Genomic DNA, 24,691 nt, shown 5'->3' on the forward strand with positions numbered 1-24,691 from the left:
AACAACCAAAACCGAATCGAATGCTACGCAAACTCAGAATCGCAGCGGCCGTCGTCTGCTTCGCGCTCGTCACGCTGCTCTTTCTCGACTTCACCGGCACGCTCCACGCATGGTTCGGCTGGCTGGCGCGCATCCAGTTCCTGCCGGCCCTGCTGGCCGTGAACGTCGGCGTCGTAGCGGCGCTCGTCGTCGCCACGCTGCTTTTCGGCCGCATCTACTGCTCGGTCGTCTGCCCGCTGGGCGTGATGCAGGACGGCGTGTCGTGGGCGGCGGGCAGACACCGGAAGAACCGCTTCCGCTACTCGCCCGCGAAAACGGCGCTGCGCTACACCGTGCTGGCCCTCTTCATCGCCGCACTCGCGGCAGGCATCGGCTCACTGGTCGCACTGCTGGCCCCGTACAGCGCCTACGGCCGCATCGCGCAGAACCTGCTGGCTCCGCTCTGGGGCTGGGGCAACAACCTGCTGGCCTACTTCGCCGAACGCATCGACAGCTACGCCTTCTATCGCACCGACGTCTGGGTGCGCAGTGCGGCGACCTTCGCCGTAGCGGCCGCTACTTTCGCCCTCATCGCCGTGCTGGCCTGGCGCAACGGCCGCACGTGGTGCAACACCGTCTGTCCCGTGGGTACGGTGCTGGGCTTCCTCGCGCGCTTCTCGCTGCTGCGCCCCGCGATCGACACCGAAAAGTGCGTCGGCTGCAACCGCTGCGCACGCAACTGCAAGGCGTCGTGCATCGACGTCGAACACCACCGGATCGATTACAGCCGCTGCGTGGTCTGCATGGACTGCATCGACACCTGTCACAAAAACGCCATCGCCTACGAACTGCGGCCGAAAACCCGCAAGCCGGCGAAGGAAGAGAAGAGAGAGTCGGGAAGAGAGGAGAACCCCGCCGGTCTTTCGCGCCGCAGTTTTCTGTCGCTTACGGGCGTATTCGCCGCACACACGGCACTCCGTGCACAGGAGAAGCTCACCGACGGCGGGCTGGCCGTCATCGAACAGAAAAAAATTCCCCGCCGTGCGACGCCGATCGTCCCGGCCGGCGCCGCGAGCCTGCGCAACATGGCGCACCACTGCACCGGCTGCCAGCTCTGCGTGGCCGTCTGTCCCAACGGCGTGTTGCGGCCCTCGGAAAAACTCACGTCCCTGATGCAGCCCGAAATGTCCTACGAACGCGGCTACTGCCGCCCCGAATGCACGAAGTGCTCCGAGGTCTGCCCCGCAGGAGCGATCCTCCCCGTGACGGCGGCCGAGAAGTCGTCCGTGCAGATCGGCCATGCCGTCTGGATACGTGCCAACTGCGTACCCCTGACCGACGGCGTCGACTGCGGCAACTGCGCCCGCCACTGCCCGTCGGAGGCCATCACGATGGTTCCGTCCGACACCGCCGATCCCGACTCGCCGAAGATTCCGGTCGTCAACACCGAGCGCTGCATCGGCTGCGGCGCCTGCGAAAACCTCTGTCCGGCACGCCCGTTCAGCGCGATCTACGTCGAAGGGCACGAACGCCACCGAACCATTTAACCCCCGAAACCCATGGAGACCAACGATAAGAAAGGCATGGCCCGCCGCGAATTCCTCAAACGGCTGGGCGTCGGCACGGCCGCCACGGCCGCCGCACTGACCGGATGCGATTCGCGCCGCAACGCCGCAACGGGCGACCGCACGGCACAGGGAGAAATTCCGACCGACCGGATGACCTACCGCACCAACCCCAAGACGGGCGAGAAGGTATCGCTGCTGGGCTACGGGTGCATGCGCTGGCCGACCCTCAGCGGCGGCAGCGCACGCGACGGCGCCGACGAGATCGACCAGGAGGAGGTCAACCGGCTGGTCGACTTCGCCATCGCCCACGGCGTGAACTACTTCGACACCTCGCCCGCCTACTGCAAGGGACGCTCGGAGCGCGCCACGGGCATCGCCCTCAAACGCCATCCGCGCGAAAGCTACTACATCGCCACCAAGCTCTCGAACTTCGCCCCCTCCACGTGGAGCCGCGAAGCGTCGATGGCCATGTACCGCAACTCGTTCAAGGAGTTGCAGGTCGACCGCATCGACTACCTGCTGCTGCACGGCGTGGGAATGGGCGGCGGAATGAAGGAGTTCGAAGCACGCTACATCGACAACGGCATCCTCGACTTCCTGCTCTCCGAACGCGAGGCGGGACGCATCCGCAATCTCGGATTCTCCTACCACGGCGACATCGCGGTCTTCGACCGCCTGCTCGCGGAGCACGACCGCTACCGGTGGGATTTCGTGCAGATCCAGCTCAACTACGTCGACTGGCGCCACGCCAAGGAGGTCAACACGCGCAACACCGACGCCGAATACCTCTACGGCGAACTGAGCCGCCGCGGTATTCCGGCCGTCATCATGGAACCGCTGCTGGGCGGGCGCCTGTCGAACGTACACGACCACATCGCCGCCAAACTCCGCCAGCGCCGCCCCGAGCAGAGCGTCGCTTCGTGGGCCTTCCGCTTCGCGGGATCGTTTCCCGGCGTGCTGACCGTGCTGAGCGGCATGACCTACATGGAGCACTTGCAGGACAACCTGCGCACCTTCTCGCCGCTCGACGAGCTGACCGACGCCGACCGCGAATTTCTCGAAGAGACGGCGCAGGCGCTGCTGCGCTATCCGACCATTCCGTGCAACGACTGCAAGTACTGCATGCCCTGCCCCTACGGGCTCGACATCCCGGGCATCCTACTCCACTTCAACAAGTGCATCAACGAAGGACGGATGCCCTCGTCGTCGCGCGACAGCGCCTACCGGCAGGCACGGCGCGCCTTTCTGGTGGGGTACGACCGTTCGGTGCCGCGCCTGCGGCAGGCCGACCATTGCATCGGCTGCAACCAATGCGTGCCGCACTGTCCGCAGAACATCGACATCCCCGCGCAGATGCAGCGAATCGACCGCTTCGTCGAGGACCTCAAACAGAACAGGGAATTCTGACGGCCTATGGAATACCGGACATTGGGACGAACGGGGCTCCGCGTGAGCGCCGTGGCACTCGGCTGCGAGGGCTTCATGCACAAGCGGGCCGAAGAGGTGAAGGCCGATTTCGACTTCGCGATTGGACACGGCATCAACTTCGTCGACATCTACTCGTCGAACCCCGACCTGCGCGCCGACATCGGTGCGGCGCTCGAAGGACGGCGCGGGGAGTTCATCATCCAGGGCCACCTCTGCACCGTATGGGAGAACGACCAATACCTGCGCACGCGCGATCCGCAGAAGAGCGCCGACTCGTTCGAACGACAGCTGCGGCAATTGCGCACCGACTATCTCGACGTGGGGATGATCCACTACGTCGACGCCGAGGCCGACCTGCGCACGGTCTTCGACGGGCCGATCATCCGGCTCGCCCAGCGGCTCAAAGCCGAGGGGCGCATCCGCTCGATCGGTCTGAGCAGCCACAACCCCGCCGTGGCGCGCATGGCCGTCGAAACAGAACTCGTCGACGTACTGATGTTCTCGATCAATCCGGCCTACGACCTGCAACCCGCAAGCGAGGACGTCGACGCGCTGTGGGCCGACGAAAGCTATGCCCGCACGCTGCACAACGTTGATCCCGAACGCGAACGGCTCTACGAACTGTGCGAGCGCACGGGCGTGGGCATCGACGTGATGAAGGTCTACGGCGGCGGCGACCTGCTCAGCGAGGCGAACTCGCCCTTCGGCCGCGCACTGACGCCCGTGCAGTGCATCGAGTATGCGCTCACGCGCCCCGCCGTGGCGGCCGTCATGGTCGGCTGCAAGAGCCGCGCGGAGATCGAAGCGGCGCTGGCGTGGTGCGACGCTCCGGCCGCCGAACGCGACTACACTGCGGTGATGACGGGGCTGGAACGCTTCTCGTGGCGGGGACACTGCATGTACTGCGGCCACTGCGCCCCCTGTTCGGCGGGCATCGACATCGCGGCAGTCAACAAATTCCGCAACCTCGCGCAAGTGCAGGGCGAGATTCCCGAAACGGTGCGCGAACACTACCGCACGCTCGCGCACCACGCCTCGGAGTGCATCGGTTGCGGGCTGTGCGAACCCCGATGCCCGTTCGGCGTAGAGATCGTCGAGGCGATGCACCGCGCCGCCGAACGGTTCGGATACTGAAACGACAAACCATGAAACGAAACACGACCTTCCTGACCGACGACCAGCGGCTGCAACTCATCGACCTGCTGCATGTCGAAGCGTGCTCGTGCGTAATCCGCAACGGCGATGTGACCCGCATCTTCCGCGAACGGGGTGTGAAAGACCTCTACCGCCTGCTCGAAGAGGAGCCCGAACTGCTGGACGGCGCTTTCGTCGCCGACAAGGTGGTGGGTAAAGGCGCGGCGGCGCTGATGATTCTGGGCGGCATCGGCGAACTCCACGCCGACGTCATCAGCCGGCCGGCGCGGCTGCTGCTCGCCGCATCGCCCGTACACGTGAGCTACACGCTCGAAGTACCCTATATCGTCAACCGGACACGAACGGGGCAATGCCCCGTGGAGACGCTCTGCCGCGACTGCGCCACCGCCGCCGAAGCGCTGCCGCTGATCCGCAACTTTATCGAAGGACAAAAATGAAAGCCTTTTTCCACCCTATACTGACAGCCGCGCTGCTGTTCGCAGTTCCGGCCGCCGTCGCCGACGAGTTGCCCGACAGCGTGCGGCAGCGCCCCGTCTACCCGATCGAGGAGGTCGTCGTCACGGGCACGCGCAACGAAACCGACGTCCGCCTCCTTCCGATGACCGTCTCGGTGGTCGACCGCGCCGCGATCGAACGCAGCGGCCGGCAATCGCTGCTGCCCATACTCACCGAACAGGTGCCGGGGCTCTTCGCCACCGCGCGCGGGATCATGGGCTACGGAGTCTCGACCGGAGCGGCGGGCGGCATGTCGCTGCGCGGCATCGGCGGCGCACCACAGGCGGGGCTGCCGACCACGGGCCTGCTGGTACTCATCGACGGCCATCCGCAGTATATGGGGCTCATGGGACATCCGATCGCCGACGCCTACCAGTCGATGCTGGCCGAGCGCGTCGAAGTCGTACGCGGCCCCGCCTCGGTACTCTACGGTTCCAACGCCATGGGCGGCGTCATCAACATCGTCACGCGCAAGCAGCGCGAGGAGGGCATCCGCACCGACCTGCAAGCCGCCTACGGCTCCTACAACACGTTGCAGACCGAGCTGTCGAACCGTATCCGCAAGGGACGCTTCACGAGCGTCGTCACCGGCTCCTACAACCGCACCGACGGCCACCGCGCCGACATGGGCTTCGAACAGTACGGCGGCTACGCCAAGCTGGGATACGAGCTTTCGAGAGCATGGACGCTGTCGGGCGACGTGAACCTGACGCACTTCAACGCATCGAATCCGGGCGAGGTGACGGCGCCGCTCATCGACAACGACTCGCGCATCACGCGCGGACGGGCCTCCGCCGCCCTGGCCAACCGCTACGACCGCACGTCGGGCGCCCTGAGCCTCTTCTACAACTGGGGGCGGCACAAGATCGACGACGGCTATGCCGCGGGCAGCGAACCGCTCGACTACCGGTTCAACTCGCGCGACCGAATGCTGGGGGTGTCGTGGTACCAGAGTGCGCAGCTCTTCGCCGGCAACCGGCTGACGGTAGGCTTCGACTACTTCCACTTCGGCGGCGAATCGTGGAACCGGTTTCTCGACGGACACGAAGAGCCGCAGGTCGACAAGACGCAGGACGAGGTGGCCGGTTACGTCGACTTCCGACAGTCGCTCGGCACATGGCTGACGCTCGATGCGGGGCTCCGCGTCGACCGCCACTCCCATGTGGGCACCGAGTGGGTGCCGCAGGCGGGTGTCTCGTTCCACCTGCCGCGCAGCGCCGAGATCAAGCTCTCGGCCGGCAAAGGATTCCGCTACCCCACCATCCGCGAACTCTACATGTTCCGCCCCGCGAACCCCGACCTGCGTCCCGAGCGGCTGTGGAGCTACGAACTGTCGCTCTCGCAGCGGCTATGGGAGGGACGGCTCTCCTACGGCGTCAATCTCTTCTATATCGACGGCGAAAACCTGATCCTGCGTATGCCTGTCGACGGGCGGCAGATGAACGTCAACACCGGCCGGATCGAGAATGCGGGCGTCGAAGCCGAAATCGCATACCGCATCTCGGCGGCATGGAGCGTCGACGCCAATTACAGTTTCCTGCACATGGAGCATCCCGTGCTGGCCGCTCCCGAACACAAACTCCACGTCGGAGCCTCCTTCACGCAGGGCCGCTGGTCGGTCTCGACGGGCCTGCAATACGTGGAGGGTCTCTACACTTCGATCGTCGTCGGAGGGACGGGCAGCGACGCACAGGAAAATTTCATCCTGTGGAACCTGCGCGCAGGTTTCCGCATCTCGCGCAAATTGCGTATCTTCGTCGACGGAGAGAACCTGCTGGCGCAGCGTTATGAGATCAACGCCGGATTCCCCATGCCGCGTGCAACCGTGCTGGGCGGTCTGGACATGCACTTTTAACGAATTACTCGAAATACCGGAACTTTCATTCAACCATTCATAAAAAAGTGATATGCAAACGACTTCCGTAAAACTCTATTCGCTGGAATACAGCGAAGCGAAAACCTATCTGGCGGCCGCCCTCTTCCTCGCTGGCAACATCGTCCTGCCACAGCTCTTCCACACGATCCGTCTGGGCGGGCCGACATGGCTGCCGATCTACTTCTTCACGCTCGTGGGCGCCTACAAGTACGGCTGGCGCGCGGGGCTGCTCACGGCACTTGCGTCGCCCGTAGCCAACGCACTGCTCTTCGGGATGCCCGCCGCGGCGGCACTGCCCGCGATCGTACTCAAATCGGTGCTGCTGGCCGGCGCCGCAGGCTATGCCGCCGCACGCTTCCGCCGTGCGTTGCTCGCACTGCTGGCAGCCGTCGTACTCTTCTACCAGGCGGCCGGCACATTGGGCGAATGGGCCCTCACGGGTTCGTTCCACGCCGCCGTGCAGGACTTCCGCATCGGCCTGCCGGGCATGTTGCTGCAAATCTTCGGCGGCTGGGCATTCATCAATTTCATAATCCGCAAGTAAGACGATGCGCAAACTGGGATTCGGCTGTATGCGGCTGCCGCTCGCAGAGGCCGGTAACTTCAAGGCCGTGGACATCGCCGAGGTCGAACGCATGGTCGACACCTTTCTCGAACGGGGCTTCACCTACTTCGACACGGCCTACATGTACCACGATTTCCACAGCGAGTACGTCGTGCGCGAGGCGCTCGTCGAGCGTCATCCCCGCAACAGCTTCACACTGGCCACCAAGCTCCCGACGATGTTCCTCAAATCCGAAGGGGATCAGGAGCGGATCTTCGCCGAACAGCTCTCGAAATGCGGCGTCGACTACTTCGACTACTACCTGCTGCACAACCTCAACACCGCGAACTACCGCACCGTCGAGCGCTTCGACAGCTTCGCCTTCGCCGCCCGCATGAAAGCCGAGGGGCGTATCCGCCACGTCGGATTCTCGTTCCACGACAGCGCGGAGCTGCTCGACGAGATCCTCGCGGCGCACCCCGAAACGGAGTTCGTGCAGTTACAGATCAACTACCTCGACTGGGACAATCCCAGCATCCAGTCGCACCGCTGCTACGACGTGGCGCGCCGTCACGGCAAGCCGATCGTGGTGATGGAACCGGTCAAAGGAGGTTCGCTGGCGACGGTTCCGCCCGCCGCCGAACGACTCTTCCGCGCCGTGCATCCCGACCTCTCGCCCGCCTCGTGGGCGATCCGCTATGCCGCGAGTCTGGACGGCGTAATGACCGTTCTCAGCGGCATGTCGTCGATGGCGCAGCTGCTCGACAACACGGACTACATGCACGACTTCCGACCGCTCGACGACGCCGAACGCGCCACGGTGGCCGAAGCCGTCAAAATCATCAACGATGCGATCGCCATTCCCTGCACGGCTTGCCGCTACTGCGTAGAGGGGTGTCCGAAGCATATCGCCATTCCCGACTACTTCGCGCTCTACAACGCCGACCGCCAGTCGGTGAACCACCTCTTTTCGATCCAGCAGACCTACTACGACAACCTGGCCCAGACGCACGGACGCGCCTCGGAATGCATCGGCTGCCGCAAATGCGAACGCAGCTGCCCGCAACACCTGCCGATCGTCGACGATCTGAAACGGGTCGCAGCGACGTTCGAAACGGCCGGATAACCGGATAAAAACTGACGAATATGGCAAAAATCCTCTTTCTCGGAAACTTGGGCGTCGTGGAGATCGTCCTCATCGCACTGATCGTACTGCTGCTCTTCGGAGGCCGCAAGATTCCCGAACTGATGAAGGGCATCGGCCGGGGCATCCGCTCGTTCAAGGAGGGTGCCCGAGGCGACGGCGAGGAACCGAAGCAGAAGGAGTGACCGCACATCGGTGGAATCGGCACCGGCGGAAGAACGTTCCGCCGGTCGTTTCGTACGCCGCACACGAAGATGCGTCCCGGCCGGTTGCACGGGAACGGTCTGGTATCTATCCGTCAGTAGATCAACGGCGCCGCCGACCGATGGATTCCGGCAGGAAACGACATGCTCGCTTCCTGCCGTCCCCCCCCCACTCCCGCGATCCGTTCTTCCACTGCGAACGAACTCGCCGCCGGAACTCCGCACCGGAAATTTCGCCGATTCGAAAAAATCGTTTACCTTTGCGTAAAACATCAGATGATACGATGAAATCATGTCCGAAAACGCCCCTTCGCAAACACTCGCTGGCCGATACGTTGGCCCAACGGCTGCAACGCCGTATCGCAGCGGGAAAATTCCGCACGGGCGAACGGCTGCCGACCGAATCGGAGCTGATGCGCATGTTCGGCGTCGGCCGCTCGACGGTGCGCGAAGCGGTACGGATGCTATCCGACCGGGGATTCCTGAACGTGCGACAGGGCGCAGGGACATTCGTCGCAGCCCCCGCAGCGTCCGATGCCCTCGTGGAGCAGCGGTTGCGTCGCGCCGATATCCGCGAGTTGGACGAAGTACGGAAAATTCTGGAAGCGGCCATTGTCGAACGCGCCGCCGCACGCCGCACGCCGCAGGACATGGAGCGGATCGAATCTCTGCTCGCCCAACGGGGCGAGGCCGCCGAAGCGGGCGACCTGGAACGGTGCATCGCCGCCGACATCGCCTTCCATGCAGCCATAGCCGAAGCCACGCACAACGAAATCCTGAGCGAACTCTACCGGACGACAACCGGCCACCTGCAAAAGGGATTCCGTCACATCTACCGCGACACGGCCTGTTTTCACGCCTCCCAACCGACGCACGCACGGCTGGCACGGAACATCGCCGACACCGACGTACAGCAGGCGCTCGACACGATCGCCGTCATTCTGGACGAACCCTGATCCCCCGCGATGGACACGCTCACGAAACCCATATCCGCACCGCGCCGGCGAACGACCGCCGACACGGTCTATCCGATCCTGCTGCTCATCAGCGTCACCCACCTGCTCAACGACATGATGCAGTCGGTGATTCCGGCGGTCTATCCGCTGCTCAAAGCCAAATTCGGTTTTTCGTTCGCCCAGATCGGTCTCATCACGCTCGTCTTCCAGATGACCTCCTCGATCCTGCAACCTTTCGTCGGCCGCTATGCCGACCGCCATCCGAGACCCTATTCACTGGCCGCGGGAATGTGTTTCACACTGGCGGGACTCTTCGCGCTGGCCCTCGCCCCCGGCTTCGCACCGATCCTTCTGGCCGTCGCACTCATCGGCTGGGGATCGTCGATCTTCCACCCCGAATCGTCGCGCGTGGCCCAGCTCGCATCGGGCGGGCGCAAAGGGCTGGCACAGTCGATCTTCCAGGTCGGCGGCAACGCCGGAAGCGCCTTCGGGCCGCTGCTGGCCGCGCTCGTCGTCATTCCCTACGGCCAGACCTCGATCATGTGGTTCGCCCCGGCCGCACTGCTGGCCATCGGCATCCTCCTCCGCATCGGCAACTGGTACAAACGGCAACTGACCGCCGCGACCGCCGCACCGGTAACCGCAACAGCCGCAGCAGCCGAATTGCCCCGCCGCAAGATCCGCCGTGCGCTGCTGATCCTCACGGTGCTGGTTTTCTCGAAATATTTCTACATCGCCTGCATGACCAACTATTTCACCTTCTTCCTTATGGACAAATTCGCCTTCTCGGTGCAGGACGCACAATACAGCCTCTTCGCATTCCTCGCGGCATCGGCCGCAGGCACGGTCATCGGCGGGCCGCTGGGCGACCGCATCGGACGGAAATACGTCATCTGGGGGTCGATTCTCGGAGCGGCGCCCTTCGCCCTGATGCTGCCCTACGCCGGATCGGGCGGTGCCGTGGCGCTGGCGATCCTCGTCGGACTGATTATCTCGTCGGCCTTCTCGGCCATCGTGGTCTACGCCACCGACCTGATGCCCGGCCGAGTGGGAATGATCGCCGGCCTCTTCTTCGGGCTGATGTTCGGACTGGGCGGACTGGGTTCGGCCTTCTTCGGCTGGCTGGCCGACCGAACCAGCATCGAATTCATCTTCCGCGTCAGCGCGCTGCTGCCCCTGATGGGGATCATCACGGGATTCCTGCCAGACGTCGAACGCAAACGATGATAAAACATGACAAACATAAACAGAAAAGCTATGGCAAACGTAATCGTACTCTTCGAGGTTACCCTCAAAGAGGGCCATTCCGACGCTTATCTCGCAGCGGCAGCGGCACTGAAACAAGAGTTGGTGCAGACCGATGGATTTCTCGGCGCGGAACGCTTCACGAGCCTTGCCTCCCCCGGCAAACTGCTCAGCAAATCCGAATGGCACGACGAGCAGAGCGTCGCGAAATGGCGCAATACGCTCCGGCACCGTATGGCGCAGACACAGGGACGCCTGAATGATTTCGCCGACTACAAGATCACCGTCGCAACACCCGTACGCTGTTACACGCTCTCGTCGAGAGATGAGGCTCCGAACGATTCCAACCGTTATTTTAATCTTTGAACGCAATGCAATACACCCACCTCTACCGCTCACCGCTCGGCACGATCACACTGGCTGCCGACAGCGAAGGCCTGACAGGACTCTGGTTCGAAGGGCAGAAATATTTCGCCGCGACGCTCGACGCCCGGCACGAAGAGACGATGCTGCCGATATTCGAGCAGACCCGCCGCTGGCTGGACAACTATTTCGGAGGGAACGATCCGGGACCGACGCCGCCCCTGCACCTGCAAGGTTCACCGTTCCGGCTGGCCGTGTGGGAAATTCTGCGGCAAATCCCCTTCGGGAAGACGATCACCTACGGAGAGATCGCCCGTGAAATCGCCCGCCGGCAAGGCTCGAAAACCGTCCCGGCACAAGCCGTAGGCGGCGCTGTCGGACACAATCCCGTCAGCATCATCGTTCCCTGCCATCGGGTCGTGGGGAGCAACGGCAGCCTGACGGGCTATGCGGGCGGCATCGAGCGGAAGGTACGGCTCCTCGCCCTCGAAAAAGCGGATATGACGGGACTGTTCGCTCCGCAAAAAGGCACAGCCCTGTAAAAGCCGAAACGGCAGGAGCACCTTCGTATCGTCGTGCCTGACCGTTCCGTTCCCGCTTTGGGATTCCGCGGCGAACGAAGCAGCCGGAAAGAGTGCCGATGCCAAACCGCAGTGCGGAGGACGTCGAGGGACCGACGTTTCGACGGGGATTTATGAATCGTCAAGAAACGGCAGAAGACCGGCACGCCGTTCAAAATCAAACTGTGCGGCATTACCAAACGCATCATCGACAAATACAGACGCGAGGTCGCGGGAACGAACCTCGTACTGCCTGTGCCCGACATCGCCTACTGTAACCGCATCCTGAAAAGAATCGCCGTCGAGGTCGGAATCGACAAGGCGGTCACCTACCACCTGAGGCACCATACGTTCGCAACGACCAACGCGCTGATGCAAGGCATTCGCATCGAAGTGGTCAACCGATGCAGGTTTCCGGCCGGTCTTCGGCGGTCATTAGACGGTCATTCGGCGGGAGTGTCCGGAAAGTCCGGAGAGAAGATCACGTGCGGAGCAGCGTTTCGCGGATGCGTCTCAGGGCTTTGGTGATCTGCGCTTCGACGGTCTTGACCGAAATCCGCATCTGATTGGCGATCGCTGCGTTGGAAAGCCCCTCTTCACGGCTTTTGCGGAATACTTCGCGGCAGCGGTCGGGCAGTTGCGAGACCGCTTCGGCGATCAGTAACAGCATTTCGTCGGCTTCAAGCTGCAATGCTTCCGGATTCGTGAAGAGCGGTTCAGGGCCCTTCCCGATGGGAATTCCGTCGGTTCGTTCGTCGCGAAGCCGGTTGAGCGCGCGGTTACGCACGGCGCGAAACAGATAGGCCCGGACGGAAGTCGAGATACGGAGTTCCCCGGCATGCTGCCAGATGTGCGTAAAGGTGTCCAATACAATCTCCTCGGCAGAGGTGCGGTCGTGGAACCAACAGGCCGCGAACCTGCAAAGCGGGGCGTAATAACGGTCGAACAACTCCCTGAAAGCGGCGGTTCCCCCCCCCTCCCTCGGCTGATGTGTTTCCACAAAACCATGTCGTGTTCGTTTTCCGGCCTCATCGTATCGCTAAAAGAAATTCAGACAAATAAAGATAGACATTTTCGGGGATAAAACGGATGCGGAACGTATGAATTTTTCATTTCGAAATTATTCAGTTTCTGTTATCCTGCGGAATGCGGAACGCTTGCAATCGGGACTGCGTTAAACAAGGGGCCTGCTGAAACACTCCAGCAGGTCCCTTTGCAAGTCCAGACGCATTATTCGAGCAGTTCGTTGTTACCCCAGACATTCAGTTCTGCGATACACCATCCCCGGAAAGTCGGGTTATAAGTCTTGTTCGTATAGCTGGCGTGAATGCGCAGCCGGACGTAACGCGCATGCTGGTAGTCGTCGAGCATCGGACTGATGACCACACTCATCGGATCCAGCGGCGAGTCGGGATCGGTCCGGTTGTCGCGGTATGTCTGGGTGTAGGTCCAGTTGGCGTCGTTCGCTGCGCCGAGGCCGTCGCCGGCGATCTCCTTCGCGGTCCAAACCTCCAAGTGGGCGATGCCGTAGCGTGCGCCGTCCTCCGGTTTGCCGGTAGTCATGTAGCGCTGATTGAACTGGAAGCCGCGTACGGTCACCTCTTTGCCCAGATCGATGACGAAGTCGTAAGGCGGATCGGCTTTCTCTTCGTCGGCGTTGCAGTAGCCGAAGGTGTTGATGTCTTTGTCGAACATCTTCTCCACTTCGTAGTTGGGCTTGGCTTTGGGGGCGGCGAGCACCTTCCATCCGCTGCGTTCGAGCAGCACGGGTGCGGGCGGTCCCGGCTTGACGAGCTTGTTGAAGAGGATGTAACGGACACTGCCCGTCGGCGAGACCGTCGCCTGCGAGTCGCCCTTGATCGAATCGATGGTGATCGGCAACAGGTACGGCTCCTCGTCGGGCATGCGCTCGCTGAACAGCTCCACTTTCATCGTCGAGGAGAGCGTGTTGTAGCGGGGCAGCATGACTTCGGTGGTCGAAAATTCGTAGGCCTCCGAGGGGCAGAGCTTGTATGAGGTTCCGTGCGCCGCGTTATAGGTCCCGACCAGTTCGGGGGCAGTCTTGAATACGACGGTTATGTAGTTGCCGCTGATCTGCTCGGCCTCCACGCGGATGTCGAGGGTCTGCTTCTTGGGGCTTTCCACCGTAATCACTTCGGCGTCGGCCGTGGCGTCCTGAATGCTCAGCAGGGCAGGCTGCCCGAGCGTCGGACCTTCGTCGTCCTTGCAGCCCGCCGCTGCGATGAGCAGGGCGACGGCGGCCAGAAGACGCATGTTCGCATATCGTTTCATAATCGTTTGCGTTTAAGAGTTCGTCTCAGCATTAGAATTTGACATCGACCAGCACGGGAATATGATCCGAGGCCCTCTTGATGTCGCCTTTGTTGAAGTCGAGCATGATCTTGGTGCCGACCACTTCGCACTTCGCGCCGTTGCCGTTCCACAACAGGATGTAATCGATACATTTGTCCGGCGCCTGCGAAGAGTGGGTGAAGTCGCTCGCACCGTGGGGCGTCAGGATCGTCCAGTCCGTCTTCAATTTGGAAATGGTGGGCGAATCGGGACGGGCGTTGAAGTCGCCGCCGAGGAAGACGGGTTTCTTCGAGCCGCCGAATTCTCGTTCGATGACCTTGTTGATTTCATCGACCTGCCCTGCCTGAGCCAGCGAGGATACATGGTCGAGGTGGGTGGTGGCGAAGACATATTTCTCGAACTCCACGACGACCATCACGCGGGGTTCGGCGCCGTCGCCCTTCGGCAGCGGAGCGGCAAAGGCACGAACGGGTTTCTCACGGCTGGCGATTCCGTCGCCGTAGGCTCCGCCCTGATAGGCCATCGCCCGCGAATATTCGTAACTCCACTCCTTGCCCATCAACTCGGCGAACTTCTTGAGTTGGAAGACCCTGCCGGTGCGAACCGTACAGCTGTCCAGTTCGCTGATGCCCACCAGATCGGCTTTGCCCTCGGTCATCATATCGGCGATCATCTGGTAGCTGCCGTCGCTGACGTACTTGGTGAAGACGCCGACGTTGTAGGTCACCAGACGTGTCGCGCCGTCGGTCTTGGAATAGTAGTCCCGGACGGGTTCTTCGGGGTTTTCGGGTTTCAGATGGGGCGGAACTTCGTCTTCGGAGGAGGAACTGCTGTTGCAGGCCGTTGCCGGGCAGGTGAGGCCGAGCAGCAGCATGATGGTAAGATATTTTTTCAGGATGTTCATCGTTTCGTTCGTTTTTGAAGTTAGCATTAAGAATTAAAAGTCGAGGCCGTCGTTCCAGCCGGGGTTTTGCGTCAGGGCACCGCCGGTCAGCGAGCGGTCGTCGGTCGGAATCGGGTAGTAGTAGTCACGGGCTTCGTTCCACTCGCCCGGATTCTTCTTGTGGGGCGAGATGTAACCGTGATCGCCTTCCGAGAGGAAGATGTCCTGATCGATCTCCATGATGAGCGGAGCTTTGGTCGAGGGCGTCTCTCCCTTGGTTTTGAGATAGATGTCGGGCATACCGTCTCCGTCGAGGTCGTATTCGCCCTTGGAGGGGATGTAGAGGCCCAGCAGCGGCTGCGTGAAGGCCTTGCCCTCTTTCCAGCGGATGAGGTCGTAGTAACGGTGGCCCTCCTGAAGCAGTTCAATGGTGCGCTCGCGGCGGATTTCGAGCAGTACGCCTTTGTTCGGCCCCGTCACGTTGGGGTAGCCTGTCTCAGGGGCCGAAAGGTACGGGTCGGGGTTGGCGTTGGCGTGATCCATGTCCAGATTGGGCATACCTACGCGATCGCGCAGTTTCTTGATCGACAGATCGATGTCGGCCTGCGTCAGCGTACCCAGCTCGGCTTTGGCTTCGGCGTAGTTGAGGTAGATCTCGGCCGTGCGGATGATCGGCAGGTCGGTGTACGAGAGGTTGTACCCGTCGGAACCGAAATCGGCGGGAGCGACGAACTTGATGGGCTGATAGCCCGTCATGCAGGTCGACAGGCTCGGCACTTCGACCTTGGTGGAGTTGATGCGCGTGTAACCCGGCGTGCGGATCGATTGCGCCAGACGCGGATCGCGGTTCCGGCACTCGTCCCGGAACTCCATCGTTTCCCAGCCCGCCTTGTCCGTGAAGCGCGTGCCGTCGGCCATCAGATAGCTGGCGACGATCTTGCGCGTCAGCCCCGGACGGCCGTAGGAGGTGTTCAGCGAGTAGAAGGTGCTGTTGTGGAATACGCTTAGCCCCTTGTTGTAATCGCGGGCGAGGACGACCTCGATCTGCTGGGCGTCTTCCGACACGAACAGGTCGCGGTAGGCGGTCTGCGTGCCGCCCGATGTGTAGAGTCCGTAGCCGCTGTTGGTGATGAACTCTTCGGAAGCCTTCGCCGACAGGCTGAGGTAGTATTTCCAGTCGTTCTCCGGAAGGTCGATGTCGTGGTATTTGCGGAACGTGCCTTCGAAGAGACAGAAACGCGATTTCAGGGCCAGAGCCGTCCATTTCGTGATACGGTAGAGGTCGTGTTTGGCGGGCAGGTAGCGGATGGCGAAATCGATGTCCTCGATCATGCGCTGCATGACGTATTCTCGCGAATCGCGCGGACGATTGAGCTCAGCATCGGCCGAGCCGATCGGTTTCGCATACCACGGCACGTCGCCGAACCGCTTGATCTTTTCGAAATAGAAATAGGCGCGGAAGAAACGGGCCAGCGCGTCGTAGTGGTTACGGACGTCGAGGTCCTTGCAGTTGACCGAGTATTCGAGCAGCGTGTTGATATCGCGCAGGTCGGTCCATGTCCAGCCGCCGCCCGATGCGGGGATCGTGCGGCCGCCGCGCATCTCCTGAGGCAGGTCGTTGTGAATGATGTTGTCCCAGTACTCGTTGTAGAGCCCGTCGGACGGGAAGACCGTGTAGAATTTGTTGCTGAAAGCCTGCAACTCGTTTTCGTTCGAGAAGAAGGTTTCGGGCGACATTTGGGCCAGCGGGTATTTGTCGAGCCACTCTTCGCAGGAGACGAGCGCCATGGTGCAGCCTGCGGCCAGTATCAATAATATTTTTTTCATGGTTCTGCTTGTTTGATTAGAATGTGACATCCACGCCGAACATGTAGGTCTTCTGCCACGGATAGGTGCGCATCTCGTCGTTCATGGCGGCCATTTCGGGATCGATATAGTCCGAGTGGATGGGCGACCATGTGGCGAGATTCTCTCCCGTGAAGTAGACGCGAAGGTTTTCGATCAACACTTTGCGGGTCCATTTCTTAGGCAGCGTGTAGCCTATCGTGAGGTTCTTCAGACGGCAGTAGCGGATGTTCTGCATATAGCGGTCGTTGACGGCCGTCAGCTCGCGGTTGGTGCCTGAAAGGGCTACATAGCCGCGCGGACGGGGGAAATAGGCGTCGGGATTCTCTTCGCTCCAATACATTTCGTGGAAGTCTTTGGGAATCCAGCTCGCATACGGACGGGCATAGGGTCCCCAGAAGGCGATCGTATTGGCTTTGGGATACCAGTGGCGGCGTCCGATGCCCTGAAAGAAGATCGAAAAGTCGATGCCCGCCCACGACATGCTCAGCGTCGTGCCGTAATGGAACCGCGGCTGGCTGTTGCCGATGATCTCCCGGTCGCCCGGATCGTCGACCGTGTTCTTGCCGATGGAGATCACGTTGTCGCCGTCCAGATCGAGGAATTTCAGGTCGCCGGCGTGCAGGCCGCGTTCCGAGCCGGCCGCAGCGTTGATCCGGTTGTTGACGGCGGTCTGATCGACGGCATAGCCGGCAGCCTCGGCGTCCGTGGCGAAGAGTCCGCCGATGCGGTAGCCCCAGATCTCACCCCAGCGCATACCTTCGTAGTAGGACTTGGCGAACGTGCGGTCGGGGTTGTCGTATTTGGTGATGTCGGTCACGTAGTCGTTGAAGGTAACCGTCACGCTGTAAGTGAACGGCCGGCGCAGAAGCTGGAACTCGTCGCGCCAGCTGAGCGAGAGCTCGTAACCCTTGGTGCGCAGGTCGGCGCTGTTCATCTTGGGCGAATCGGCGCCGTAGACGCTCGGCAGGGCGACGCCGGAGGTCAGCATGTCCTTCGTATCGCGGATGTAGAAGTCGGCGCTGAAAGCCAGACGGTTGTTCAGGAAGCTCATGTCTACGCCCAGATTGTTGTGGATCGAGGTTTCCCACGAGAGGTTCGAGGCCACGGGGGCCGAAATGGTGGCCGTCGTGGGTTTGTCGCCGCCGAACAAATAGTTCTGGTTGCCGATCGAGATTTTGCGGATATAGTCGTAGTAGCCTACGTTCTGGTTACCCAGCTGTCCGTACGAATACCTGATCTTGAAGTTGTTGAATTTTTCGCGGATGCCCTCGAAGAAAGGCTCTTCCGAGATGCGCCATCCGAGCGAGAACGAGGGGAAGAAACCCCAGCGGTGACCGCGCTTGAAGCGCGACGTGCCGTCGTAGCGGCCGCTCACCTCCACGAGGTATTTGCCTTTGTAATCGTAGTTCAGACGGCCGAAGAAGCCCATCAGGGCGTATTCGTTCTGGCCGCCGCCGACCTCCATGCGTTCGTTGCCGTCGGCGTCCTGTCCCACCAGATTGAGGTCCATCAGCGTTTCGGAGAGCAGGTTGTAGCCCGTGGCCGATACGTCTTTGAGGTACTTGGTCTCCCAGTTGAAACCGGCCATCGCCTTGAAGTTGTGCTTCTCGTTCCACGTGTGTGCGTAGGTGGCGTAGACGTTGGCCTGATAGTAGTTGTGCATCATGGTCTTTTCGTAGAGCTTGTCTTGGAAGCGGCTGCCCGTCGAGAGGGTTTGCACTTCGCCCGGATACTGCGAGTATTCGGTATTGACCTGACGGTTGAGGTTGTGCTGGGTGTTGAACATGTAGGTGAAGTTACCCTTGATCTCCAACCCTTTGACCGGGGTCCACGTCAGCTCCGTGGTGGTCGACATGTTGTCGGTCTTGTCCTTGTTGTAGTGGCCGCCCTTGTTCATGATCGTGGGCAGGCCGTCCATGATCGAGTATTTCGACAGCGAGGTGTAGTAGACGCTCGTGCCGTCGGGGTTATAGGGCATCATCGAGGCCAGTGCGTGTACCGTGCCGAGCGAGAAGGCTGTATTGACTCCGCTGGGGCCGGGGTAGTAGTACTGGTAGTTGTAGTAGCTGGTGTTATTGCTGATTTTTAGCCACTTGTTGATGTCGAACGAAATTTTCGAACGGAAGTTGATCCGCTGCAAGCGGTCGGGGTCCTGACGGAAGAGTCCCTCTTCGCTGTAATAGTTGCCCGAAAGCATGTACTTCACCTTCGAGTTGCCGCCCGACAGCGAGACGCTGTGGCTCGTGCTGGGATGCTCGTCCTTGAACAGGTAGTGGTACCAGTCGAAGTTGGCGTAATAGACATATGTGTCGCGGCCGTCGCGCTGGTCGATCTTCACCCACGGACGTTCGGGATTTTCGACCTTGTCGTTGCGGCGGGCCCATAATTCCATCATGTCCTGCTCGGTATAGTTGGTGTAGTTGGTACCTGCATCGGCATGCCAGAACAGGTCGTTGACGTACACCGAATAGTAGCCGCGGGTCTCGTAATCGGTCGAGGTGGTGGGGGAATTCCACCCCCAGCGTCCGCTGTACGACACGCGGGTTTTGTCCGAATCGTCGCCCTCCTTGGTAGTCACCAGTACGACGCCGTAAGCCGCGCGTGCGCCGTAGATGGCGGCGGCCGAGGCATCCTTGATCACCGAGATCGAGGCCACGTCGTTGGGGTTGAGTTTCATCAGGTCGCCTTCGGCGCCGTCGATCAGCACGAGCGGCGAACCGCCGTTGATCGAGGTGATACCGCGGATGTTCAGGTCGGCCGAGTTGCCCGGACGGCCCGACGAGGTCGAGATCGTCAGACCCGGAACCGCACCTTGAAGCATGTGGGCTACGGACGGCGCCGAACGGTTTGCAAGCTGCGTGTCGTCCACCGTGGTGATGGCTCCCGTCAGATTGACCTTCTTCTGGGTGCCGTAACCTACTACTACGACGTCCTCCATCCTCACGGCGTCTTCTGCGAGGAATACCTCGAGACTGTTCTGCGAGACGGGCACCGAGACTTTCTTGGAGATGTAGCCCAAGTAGGTGAAGCTGAGCACCGCATCGGCGTCGGGAACGGTGATGGTGAAACTGCCGTTGTTCCCGGAAACGGTGCCGCGGGTATTATCGCCCTCCAGCGTGACGGCGACGCCGGCCAACGGCAGTTCGTGGGAGTCGTTGACCGTACCGGTGATCGTGCGCGATCCGGCCGGAGCCTTGCGTGCCGCGGGAATCAGGGCGATCTGGCGTTCGGATATCGTGAAGTCGAGACCCGTCGGGGCGAGCATCTGGCGCAGGGCGGCGGAGATCGGCAGCTGTTTGGCGTGAAGGCTGACGCGCAGGGTCAGATCGGTCTGTTTGGCGTCGTAGAAAAACGTGTATTTGCTGCTCTTCTCGATGCGCGATATGGCTTCCGAAAGGGGTATGTCGGTGAACTCTATGTTGATCGCCGGCTCCTGCGTCTGGCCATGTGCAACCGTTGTCCATTTGCAGACGAGCAGCAATAGAATTGCGAAGAGTCTAAAATGTTTCATGGTTGGAAGTTTTAAGGTTAGCGAGTGTTTGCAGCGGCGGGTGCTGCCGCTGGAGAAATTGCGTGCGATTCAGCTCTGTTCGGTCATAGGCATTCGGGGTTTGGTTGGAGTTTGGTCGGTTTACGGTTTTATTCTACCTCGGAGATGGACACCGAGCGGTTGTCCGAGAAGGTGTAGACGATCGGATTGATGCGGCTCATGATGCGCAGAATCGCTTCGAGCGGTTCGTCGGTAATGGTGAACGTGTAGGCGTAGTTGCGGGCGAGTGCCGGAGAGATGTCGATCCGGATGTCGTACCAGCGAGACAGGTAGCGGCAGATTTCGCCCAGCGACTGCCGCTCGAAGACCAGTTTGCCCGCGGCCCAGCAGGATTCCAGCTCCACGTTGCCGCGACGGATGTCCAGCTTTTGTGTGGCGGTGTTGTAGCGGGCGATTTCACCGGGGTACAGCTGGCGCTGTTCGCCTTTGCCGGAGTCGAGGGCCACCGAACCCTCTACGAGCGATACGGCGACGGTCCGGTCTTCGAGCGAGGTGTTCACGTTGAATTTGGTGCCGTGAACCCGTATGCGCAACCCTTCCACTTCGACCGTGAAGGGGCGTTCGGGATCTTTGGCAATGTCGAAAAATCCCTCTCCGCGAAGCTTTACGTTGCGGCTTTCGGCGCCGAAGGAGCCGTCGCAGGCAAGCGTCGAGCCGCTTTGAAGCCATACGGTCGAACCGTCGGCCAGGTGTGCCAGCGATTTACCGCCGAAGGCGCAGAACTCCTGTCGGGCCGGACTCGGTGTGAGGGCGGCGTCGGGACGGACTGCGAAGAGCGTGACGACGACGCCCGCGGCGACGGCAGCCGCCGTGCGAAGTATCGGCACCCAACGGCGTTTCGGCGCGGGCCGTTCCGTAGGCTGCGGCGATCCGGAAACTCCGATACGTGACTGCAACTGTTCCCAGAGCCGATCGCGGTCGGGAGTGTAAGCTGCGGCGCGGCGCTGTGTGTCGTCCCATATGCGGAGGGCGTTTTCGTAGATGCGGAGGTTGTCCGCATTCGAGACCCACAGGTCGAATTCGCGGCGCGATGCGGTGTCCAGCGTGCCTTTCAGCGCACGGATCAGAAGATCCCTGTTATGTTTGTCCATGACGGTATTCGGGTTTTATCCGAAGACACGAAAAAGGCGGCCGACCCTTACGGGCCGACCGCTTTTTTTGCGATTTCTTAGCGGAATGTCTCCGGATATTCCTCCGCGGACGCTTCGTATGTGCCGGTAACGGCGACTATCGACCCAAAACATGTGGTCGTTCGACACAACGACGCGTTTCGTGATCGTTTAAGGGAATGTTTCGAAATCGACGCATATGAAAGTGTTCTGAAAACGGTCATACGAAATCGCCTGAAAAAGTCTATTACGAGTACCAATGGTAAATACCATACAGAACCCTCGGCCGAAGCATTGAAGGATTTCGACAGACGGCTGTCGGTGCAGGATACGGAGGACAGGCCCGTATTTGATGCTTTGATAGCATATTCCAGAAGCTCGACTTCTCAACGTATACATGACCAAGATATTATCGAAGGATTTACGAAATTCCTTTTGACGGATTTCAGGCAGGATGCCGGACACATATTTTCCCGTTTCATGCTTTCCGAAGAAAACGATAAGGAGTCTGAACCAAATTATATCATTTCCGGACTGAAAGACATTACCGAATCGACAGATCTAAATACGATAGGCAGTCGGACGACCAACCGACGATCTATCTCGATACGGAAGAACCGTTCAGTGCATATGAATAAGGTTGGAATGGGTACCCTGTTTTAAGTTTCAATACAGATATTGTCCTGTTATGCTTTCCTTATTGGCGGCTACCGCTTCGGGAGTGCCCGTCGCGACGATACGTCCGCCGTCGGCTCCTCCGCCCGGGCCGAGGTCGACGATGTAGTCGGCGTTGCGTATCATGTCCAGATCGTGTTCGATGACGACCAGGGTAGCCCCTGCCGAAAGCAGATGCCGGAAGACTTCGAGCAATGTCCTGACGTCGAGCGGGTGGAGCCCGATGGTGGGCTCGTCGAAAACGAAGAGCGAGTCGCTTTGCCGGCGTCCCATCTCCGAGGCGAGTTTCAGCCGCTGCGCCTCGCCGCCCGAGAGACTGGGCGTGGCTTCGCCGAGGGTGAGGTAGCCCAACCCGAGGTCGCTCAGCGTCGCAAGCCGCGGTGCGACGCTCTTGAATCCGGCGCACAACTCCGCTGCATGGGCCACGTCGGTCTCCATGACCTGCGGCAGCGTGAACGAACGGCCGTTCCCGACCGTACAGGCGATTCGTCCCGCAGGTTTCGCATAGCGCGAGCCGCGGCATTCGGGACACGGAATATCGACGTCGGGCAGGAACTGCACGTCGAGGCTGACCGTGCCAGTGCCGTCGCACACGGGGCAACGCAGCCGTCCGGTGTTGTAGGAGAAGTCGCCCGCCTTGTAACCGGCGGCCCGGGCATCGGGCGTGCGGGCGAAGATCTTGCGCAGCTCGTCGTGAATATCGGCGTAAGTAGCCACCGTGGAGCGCACGTTGGCACCGATGGGTGTCGAATCGATAAGCTTGACGTGTTCGATACCCGACGCATCGATATTTTTCACATGGGGTGGCAGCGGCGTGCCCGCTATCGCCGCTTCGAGCGCCGGAACGAGGCTTTCGAGAATCAGCGTGGTTTTGCCAGACCCCGATACGCCCGTCACCACCGTGAGGCGGCCTTTGGGAATGACGACTTCGAGCGGTTTTACGGTGTGAATCTCGGAGGTGGAGAGGCGGATCGCCCCTTGTGCGAAGAGTTCGCCTTCCGGCACGACGGGCAGCACGCGGGATTCGACCTTGCCTGCCAGAAACGGGCCGATGCGCGACGCCGGACTGCGTTCGATCTCCCCGACCGTCCCCTGCGCAATGACCCTTCCGCCGTCGGCCCCCGCTCCGGGGCCCATCTCGACGATATGGTCGGCATGGCTCAGTATCTGCGTGTCGTGGTCGACCAGCACGACGGTGTTTCCGTCGGCGACCAGGTCGTCCATAACACCCGTGAGACCTGCGATGTTGGCCGGATGAAGGCCGATGGAGGGTTCGTCGAGCACATACATCACGCCCGTAGTACGGTTGCGCACTGCGCGGGCCAGCTGCATACGCTGCCGCTCGCCGGTGGATAGGGTCGAAGCCGCCCGATCGAGCGCGAGGTATCCCAACCCCAAGTCCAGCAGACGGCGCGAAGCGGCGAGGAACGACTCGCAGATGCTCTCGCCCATGGGGCGCATCTCCTCCGGCAGCGAAGCGGGGACGCCGCGCACCCACCCGACGCACTCCGCGAGCGTCATGCGGCACGCCTCGTCCAGCCCGATGCCGCGAAGCCGCGGCGCCCGGGCCTCGTCGGAGAGTCGCGTGCCGCCGCAAGCCGGACAGACGTCCTGACGCAGGAACTTCTCCACGCGCTTCATGCCCTTCTCGTCGGTCACTTTGGCGAGCGCATTCTCGACCGTATAGACGGCGTTGTAGTAGGTGAAATCGAGCTCTCCCGCCTGATTGGAATTTTTGGCTTTGTAGAGGATATGTCTCTTTTCGGCCGGTCCGTCGAAGACGATGGCGCGCTCGGCAGGCGTCAGCTCGCTGAACGGCACGTCGGTACGCACGCCCATCGCCCGGCACACGTCGGTCATGAGCGACCACATCAGGCTGTTCCACGGAGCCACGGCCCCTTCGTCGATCGTCTTCGATTCGTCGGGCACGAGCGTCGCACGGTCTACGGTCATGACCGTACCCGTACCGCCGCACCGGCGACATGCTCCGCCGCTGTTGAACGCGAGCTCCTCGGCCCCGGGCGCATAGAACCGATGGCCGCAGTTCGCGCAGACGAGCTCCTTCTCGGCCGCGACGGCCAGCGTCGGCGCATGGTAATGCCCGCAGTTCGGACAGCGGTGCGAAGCCAGGCGCGAGAACATAAGCCGCAGGCTGTTGAGCAGCTCGGTGCCGGTGCCGAAGGTGCTGCGGATACCCGGCACGCCTGGCCGCTGGTGGAGTGCGATGGCGGCGGGAACATATGCTATTTCATCGACCTGCGCCTTGGGAGCCTGCGTCATGCGCCGGCGCGTATAGGTGGACAACGCCTCCAGATAGCGCCGCGACCCTTCGGCGTAGAGCACCCCGAGCGCCAGCGACGATTTGCCCGATCCCGACACGCCGGCGATGCCGACGATGCCGTGGAGCGGAATATTTACATCCACGTTTTTGAGGTTGTGGACGCGCGCACCGCGGATTCTTATTTCGTTCGGTGTTTTCTTCATCTCCATAAAGTCTCGTATCAAACATACAAAAGTACGGAACGGCAAATAACATGCATTGTCACAAATCGGGCGAAACGAAACGCTTTTCGGGACTTATCCCGCCCGCTCCCTGAATCGCAGCGGCGTACAACCGACCGGCCTGCGAAAATAACGGATGAAACAGGAGACGTCCTCGAAACAAAGCCGGTCGGGGATCTCCGTTACGGCCGAATCCGTATAACGCAACAGGCGTTAGGTATTGATTGCATTTTAATTTCATATTCTTGCGTCGCGAAGTTACGAAAAGAGTGTAATTTATTGGAAATGAGCGTAG

The 24,691-nt window shown here is 61.1% G+C and carries 19 protein-coding genes; 12 read left to right on the forward strand and 7 right to left on the reverse strand.

Going from position 1 to position 24,691, the window contains the following annotated elements:
- Positions 1-20: 20 nt before the first annotated feature.
- The 12 genes from FMF02_RS04530 (at position 21) to FMF02_RS04585 (ending at position 11,498) form a co-directional block, all read left to right on the forward strand.
- Positions 21-1,526, forward strand: a complete 1,506-nt coding sequence (locus FMF02_RS04530; protein WP_141412346.1) for a 4Fe-4S binding protein — start codon at positions 21-23, stop codon at positions 1,524-1,526.
- 12 nt (positions 1,527-1,538) lie between these two features.
- Positions 1,539-2,954 (forward strand): aldo/keto reductase, encoded by a 1,416-nt coding sequence (locus FMF02_RS04535; protein WP_141412347.1) that lies wholly within the window; start codon positions 1,539-1,541, stop codon positions 2,952-2,954.
- Between the two features lie 6 nt (positions 2,955-2,960).
- On the forward strand, positions 2,961-4,109 hold the full coding sequence (locus tag FMF02_RS04540) for an aldo/keto reductase (RefSeq protein ID WP_141412348.1): 1,149 nt from the start codon (positions 2,961-2,963) through the stop codon (positions 4,107-4,109).
- Between the two features lie 11 nt (positions 4,110-4,120).
- The gene (locus FMF02_RS04545) at positions 4,121-4,567 is read left to right on the forward strand and encodes a DUF1893 domain-containing protein (protein WP_141412349.1); all 447 of its coding nucleotides are present in this window, start codon (positions 4,121-4,123) and stop codon (positions 4,565-4,567) included.
- Positions 4,564-6,480 (forward strand): TonB-dependent receptor plug domain-containing protein, encoded by a 1,917-nt coding sequence (locus FMF02_RS04550; protein WP_141412350.1) that lies wholly within the window; start codon positions 4,564-4,566, stop codon positions 6,478-6,480. Before FMF02_RS04545 ends, FMF02_RS04550 begins: the two co-directional genes overlap by 4 nt.
- Positions 6,481-6,532: 52 nt before the next feature.
- Positions 6,533-7,045, forward strand: a complete 513-nt coding sequence (locus FMF02_RS04555; RefSeq protein WP_141412351.1) for an ECF transporter S component — start codon at positions 6,533-6,535, stop codon at positions 7,043-7,045.
- A gap of 4 nt (positions 7,046-7,049) precedes the next feature.
- Complete coding sequence (locus tag FMF02_RS04560; protein ID WP_141412352.1) at positions 7,050-8,171, forward strand: aldo/keto reductase; 1,122 nt, start codon at positions 7,050-7,052, stop codon at positions 8,169-8,171.
- A gap of 20 nt (positions 8,172-8,191) precedes the next feature.
- Positions 8,192-8,374, forward strand: a complete 183-nt coding sequence (tatA, locus tag FMF02_RS04565; protein WP_019130905.1) for a twin-arginine translocase TatA/TatE family subunit — start codon at positions 8,192-8,194, stop codon at positions 8,372-8,374.
- 302 nt (positions 8,375-8,676) lie between these two features.
- The gene (locus FMF02_RS04570; RefSeq protein WP_141412353.1) at positions 8,677-9,348 is read left to right on the forward strand and encodes a FadR/GntR family transcriptional regulator; all 672 of its coding nucleotides are present in this window, start codon (positions 8,677-8,679) and stop codon (positions 9,346-9,348) included.
- A gap of 9 nt (positions 9,349-9,357) precedes the next feature.
- Positions 9,358-10,575: an MFS transporter gene (locus FMF02_RS04575; protein ID WP_141412354.1), complete on the forward strand. Its 1,218-nt coding sequence runs from the start codon at positions 9,358-9,360 to the stop codon at positions 10,573-10,575.
- 30 nt (positions 10,576-10,605) lie between these two features.
- Entirely contained in the window at positions 10,606-10,959 is a 354-nt protein-coding gene (locus tag FMF02_RS04580) for an antibiotic biosynthesis monooxygenase family protein (protein WP_141412355.1), read from the forward strand.
- Positions 10,960-10,964: 5 nt separating this feature from the next.
- Positions 10,965-11,498, forward strand: a complete 534-nt coding sequence (locus FMF02_RS04585; protein ID WP_019130901.1) for a methylated-DNA--[protein]-cysteine S-methyltransferase — start codon at positions 10,965-10,967, stop codon at positions 11,496-11,498.
- A 499-nt stretch (positions 11,499-11,997) separates the two neighbouring features.
- On the opposite strand, the gene FMF02_RS04590 is transcribed toward FMF02_RS04585, so the two are convergent.
- From FMF02_RS04590 to FMF02_RS04620, 7 genes are all read right to left on the reverse strand, one after another.
- The gene (locus FMF02_RS04590) at positions 11,998-12,516 is read right to left on the reverse strand and encodes an RNA polymerase sigma-70 factor (protein ID WP_232044720.1); all 519 of its coding nucleotides are present in this window, start codon (positions 12,514-12,516) and stop codon (positions 11,998-12,000) included.
- 230 nt (positions 12,517-12,746) lie between these two features.
- On the reverse strand, positions 12,747-13,808 hold the full coding sequence (locus FMF02_RS04595) for a BT_3987 domain-containing protein (protein WP_141412356.1): 1,062 nt from the start codon (positions 13,806-13,808) through the stop codon (positions 12,747-12,749).
- Between the two features lie 31 nt (positions 13,809-13,839).
- Positions 13,840-14,733 (reverse strand): endonuclease/exonuclease/phosphatase family protein, encoded by an 894-nt coding sequence (locus tag FMF02_RS04600; RefSeq protein ID WP_141412357.1) that lies wholly within the window; start codon positions 14,731-14,733, stop codon positions 13,840-13,842.
- Positions 14,734-14,766: 33 nt separating this feature from the next.
- On the reverse strand, positions 14,767-16,539 hold the full coding sequence (locus tag FMF02_RS04605) for a RagB/SusD family nutrient uptake outer membrane protein (protein ID WP_141412358.1): 1,773 nt from the start codon (positions 16,537-16,539) through the stop codon (positions 14,767-14,769).
- Between the two features lie 16 nt (positions 16,540-16,555).
- On the reverse strand, positions 16,556-20,071 hold the full coding sequence (locus FMF02_RS04610) for a TonB-dependent receptor (protein WP_026074992.1): 3,516 nt from the start codon (positions 20,069-20,071) through the stop codon (positions 16,556-16,558).
- Between the two features lie 128 nt (positions 20,072-20,199).
- Positions 20,200-21,201, reverse strand: coding sequence for a FecR family protein (locus FMF02_RS04615; RefSeq protein WP_141412359.1), 1,002 nt, complete (start codon positions 21,199-21,201; stop codon positions 20,200-20,202).
- A 684-nt stretch (positions 21,202-21,885) separates the two neighbouring features.
- Positions 21,886-24,384 (reverse strand): excinuclease ABC subunit UvrA, encoded by a 2,499-nt coding sequence (locus FMF02_RS04620; protein ID WP_141412360.1) that lies wholly within the window; start codon positions 24,382-24,384, stop codon positions 21,886-21,888.
- Between the last annotated feature and the right edge of the window lie 307 nt (positions 24,385-24,691).

The sequence above is a fragment of the Alistipes communis genome (assembly GCF_006542665.1).
Lineage (GTDB): Bacteria > Bacteroidota > Bacteroidia > Bacteroidales > Rikenellaceae > Alistipes > Alistipes communis.

What these genes read in the sequence shown, in the direction of transcription:
- FMF02_RS04585 (WP_019130901.1), top strand. Translation starts at nt 10,965, where the DNA reads ATGCAATACACCCACCTCTACCGCTCACCGCTCGGCACGATCACACTG.
- FMF02_RS04595 (WP_141412356.1), bottom strand. Translation starts at nt 13,808, where the DNA reads ATGAAACGATATGCGAACATGCGTCTTCTGGCCGCCGTCGCCCTGCTC.
- FMF02_RS04540 (WP_141412348.1), top strand. Translation starts at nt 2,961, where the DNA reads ATGGAATACCGGACATTGGGACGAACGGGGCTCCGCGTGAGCGCCGTG.
- FMF02_RS04530 (WP_141412346.1), top strand. Translation starts at nt 21, where the DNA reads ATGCTACGCAAACTCAGAATCGCAGCGGCCGTCGTCTGCTTCGCGCTC.
- FMF02_RS04570 (WP_141412353.1), top strand. Translation starts at nt 8,677, where the DNA reads ATGAAATCATGTCCGAAAACGCCCCTTCGCAAACACTCGCTGGCCGAT.
- FMF02_RS04580 (WP_141412355.1), top strand. Translation starts at nt 10,606, where the DNA reads ATGGCAAACGTAATCGTACTCTTCGAGGTTACCCTCAAAGAGGGCCAT.
- tatA (WP_019130905.1), top strand. Translation starts at nt 8,192, where the DNA reads ATGGCAAAAATCCTCTTTCTCGGAAACTTGGGCGTCGTGGAGATCGTC.
- FMF02_RS04620 (WP_141412360.1), bottom strand. Translation starts at nt 24,384, where the DNA reads ATGGAGATGAAGAAAACACCGAACGAAATAAGAATCCGCGGTGCGCGC.
- FMF02_RS04545 (WP_141412349.1), top strand. Translation starts at nt 4,121, where the DNA reads ATGAAACGAAACACGACCTTCCTGACCGACGACCAGCGGCTGCAACTC.
- FMF02_RS04550 (WP_141412350.1), top strand. Translation starts at nt 4,564, where the DNA reads ATGAAAGCCTTTTTCCACCCTATACTGACAGCCGCGCTGCTGTTCGCA.
- FMF02_RS04615 (WP_141412359.1), bottom strand. Translation starts at nt 21,201, where the DNA reads ATGGACAAACATAACAGGGATCTTCTGATCCGTGCGCTGAAAGGCACG.
- FMF02_RS04610 (WP_026074992.1), bottom strand. Translation starts at nt 20,071, where the DNA reads ATGAAACATTTTAGACTCTTCGCAATTCTATTGCTGCTCGTCTGCAAA.
- FMF02_RS04555 (WP_141412351.1), top strand. Translation starts at nt 6,533, where the DNA reads ATGCAAACGACTTCCGTAAAACTCTATTCGCTGGAATACAGCGAAGCG.
- FMF02_RS04535 (WP_141412347.1), top strand. Translation starts at nt 1,539, where the DNA reads ATGGAGACCAACGATAAGAAAGGCATGGCCCGCCGCGAATTCCTCAAA.
- FMF02_RS04605 (WP_141412358.1), bottom strand. Translation starts at nt 16,539, where the DNA reads ATGAAAAAAATATTATTGATACTGGCCGCAGGCTGCACCATGGCGCTC.
- FMF02_RS04575 (WP_141412354.1), top strand. Translation starts at nt 9,358, where the DNA reads ATGGACACGCTCACGAAACCCATATCCGCACCGCGCCGGCGAACGACC.
- FMF02_RS04600 (WP_141412357.1), bottom strand. Translation starts at nt 14,733, where the DNA reads ATGAACATCCTGAAAAAATATCTTACCATCATGCTGCTGCTCGGCCTC.
- FMF02_RS04560 (WP_141412352.1), top strand. Translation starts at nt 7,050, where the DNA reads ATGCGCAAACTGGGATTCGGCTGTATGCGGCTGCCGCTCGCAGAGGCC.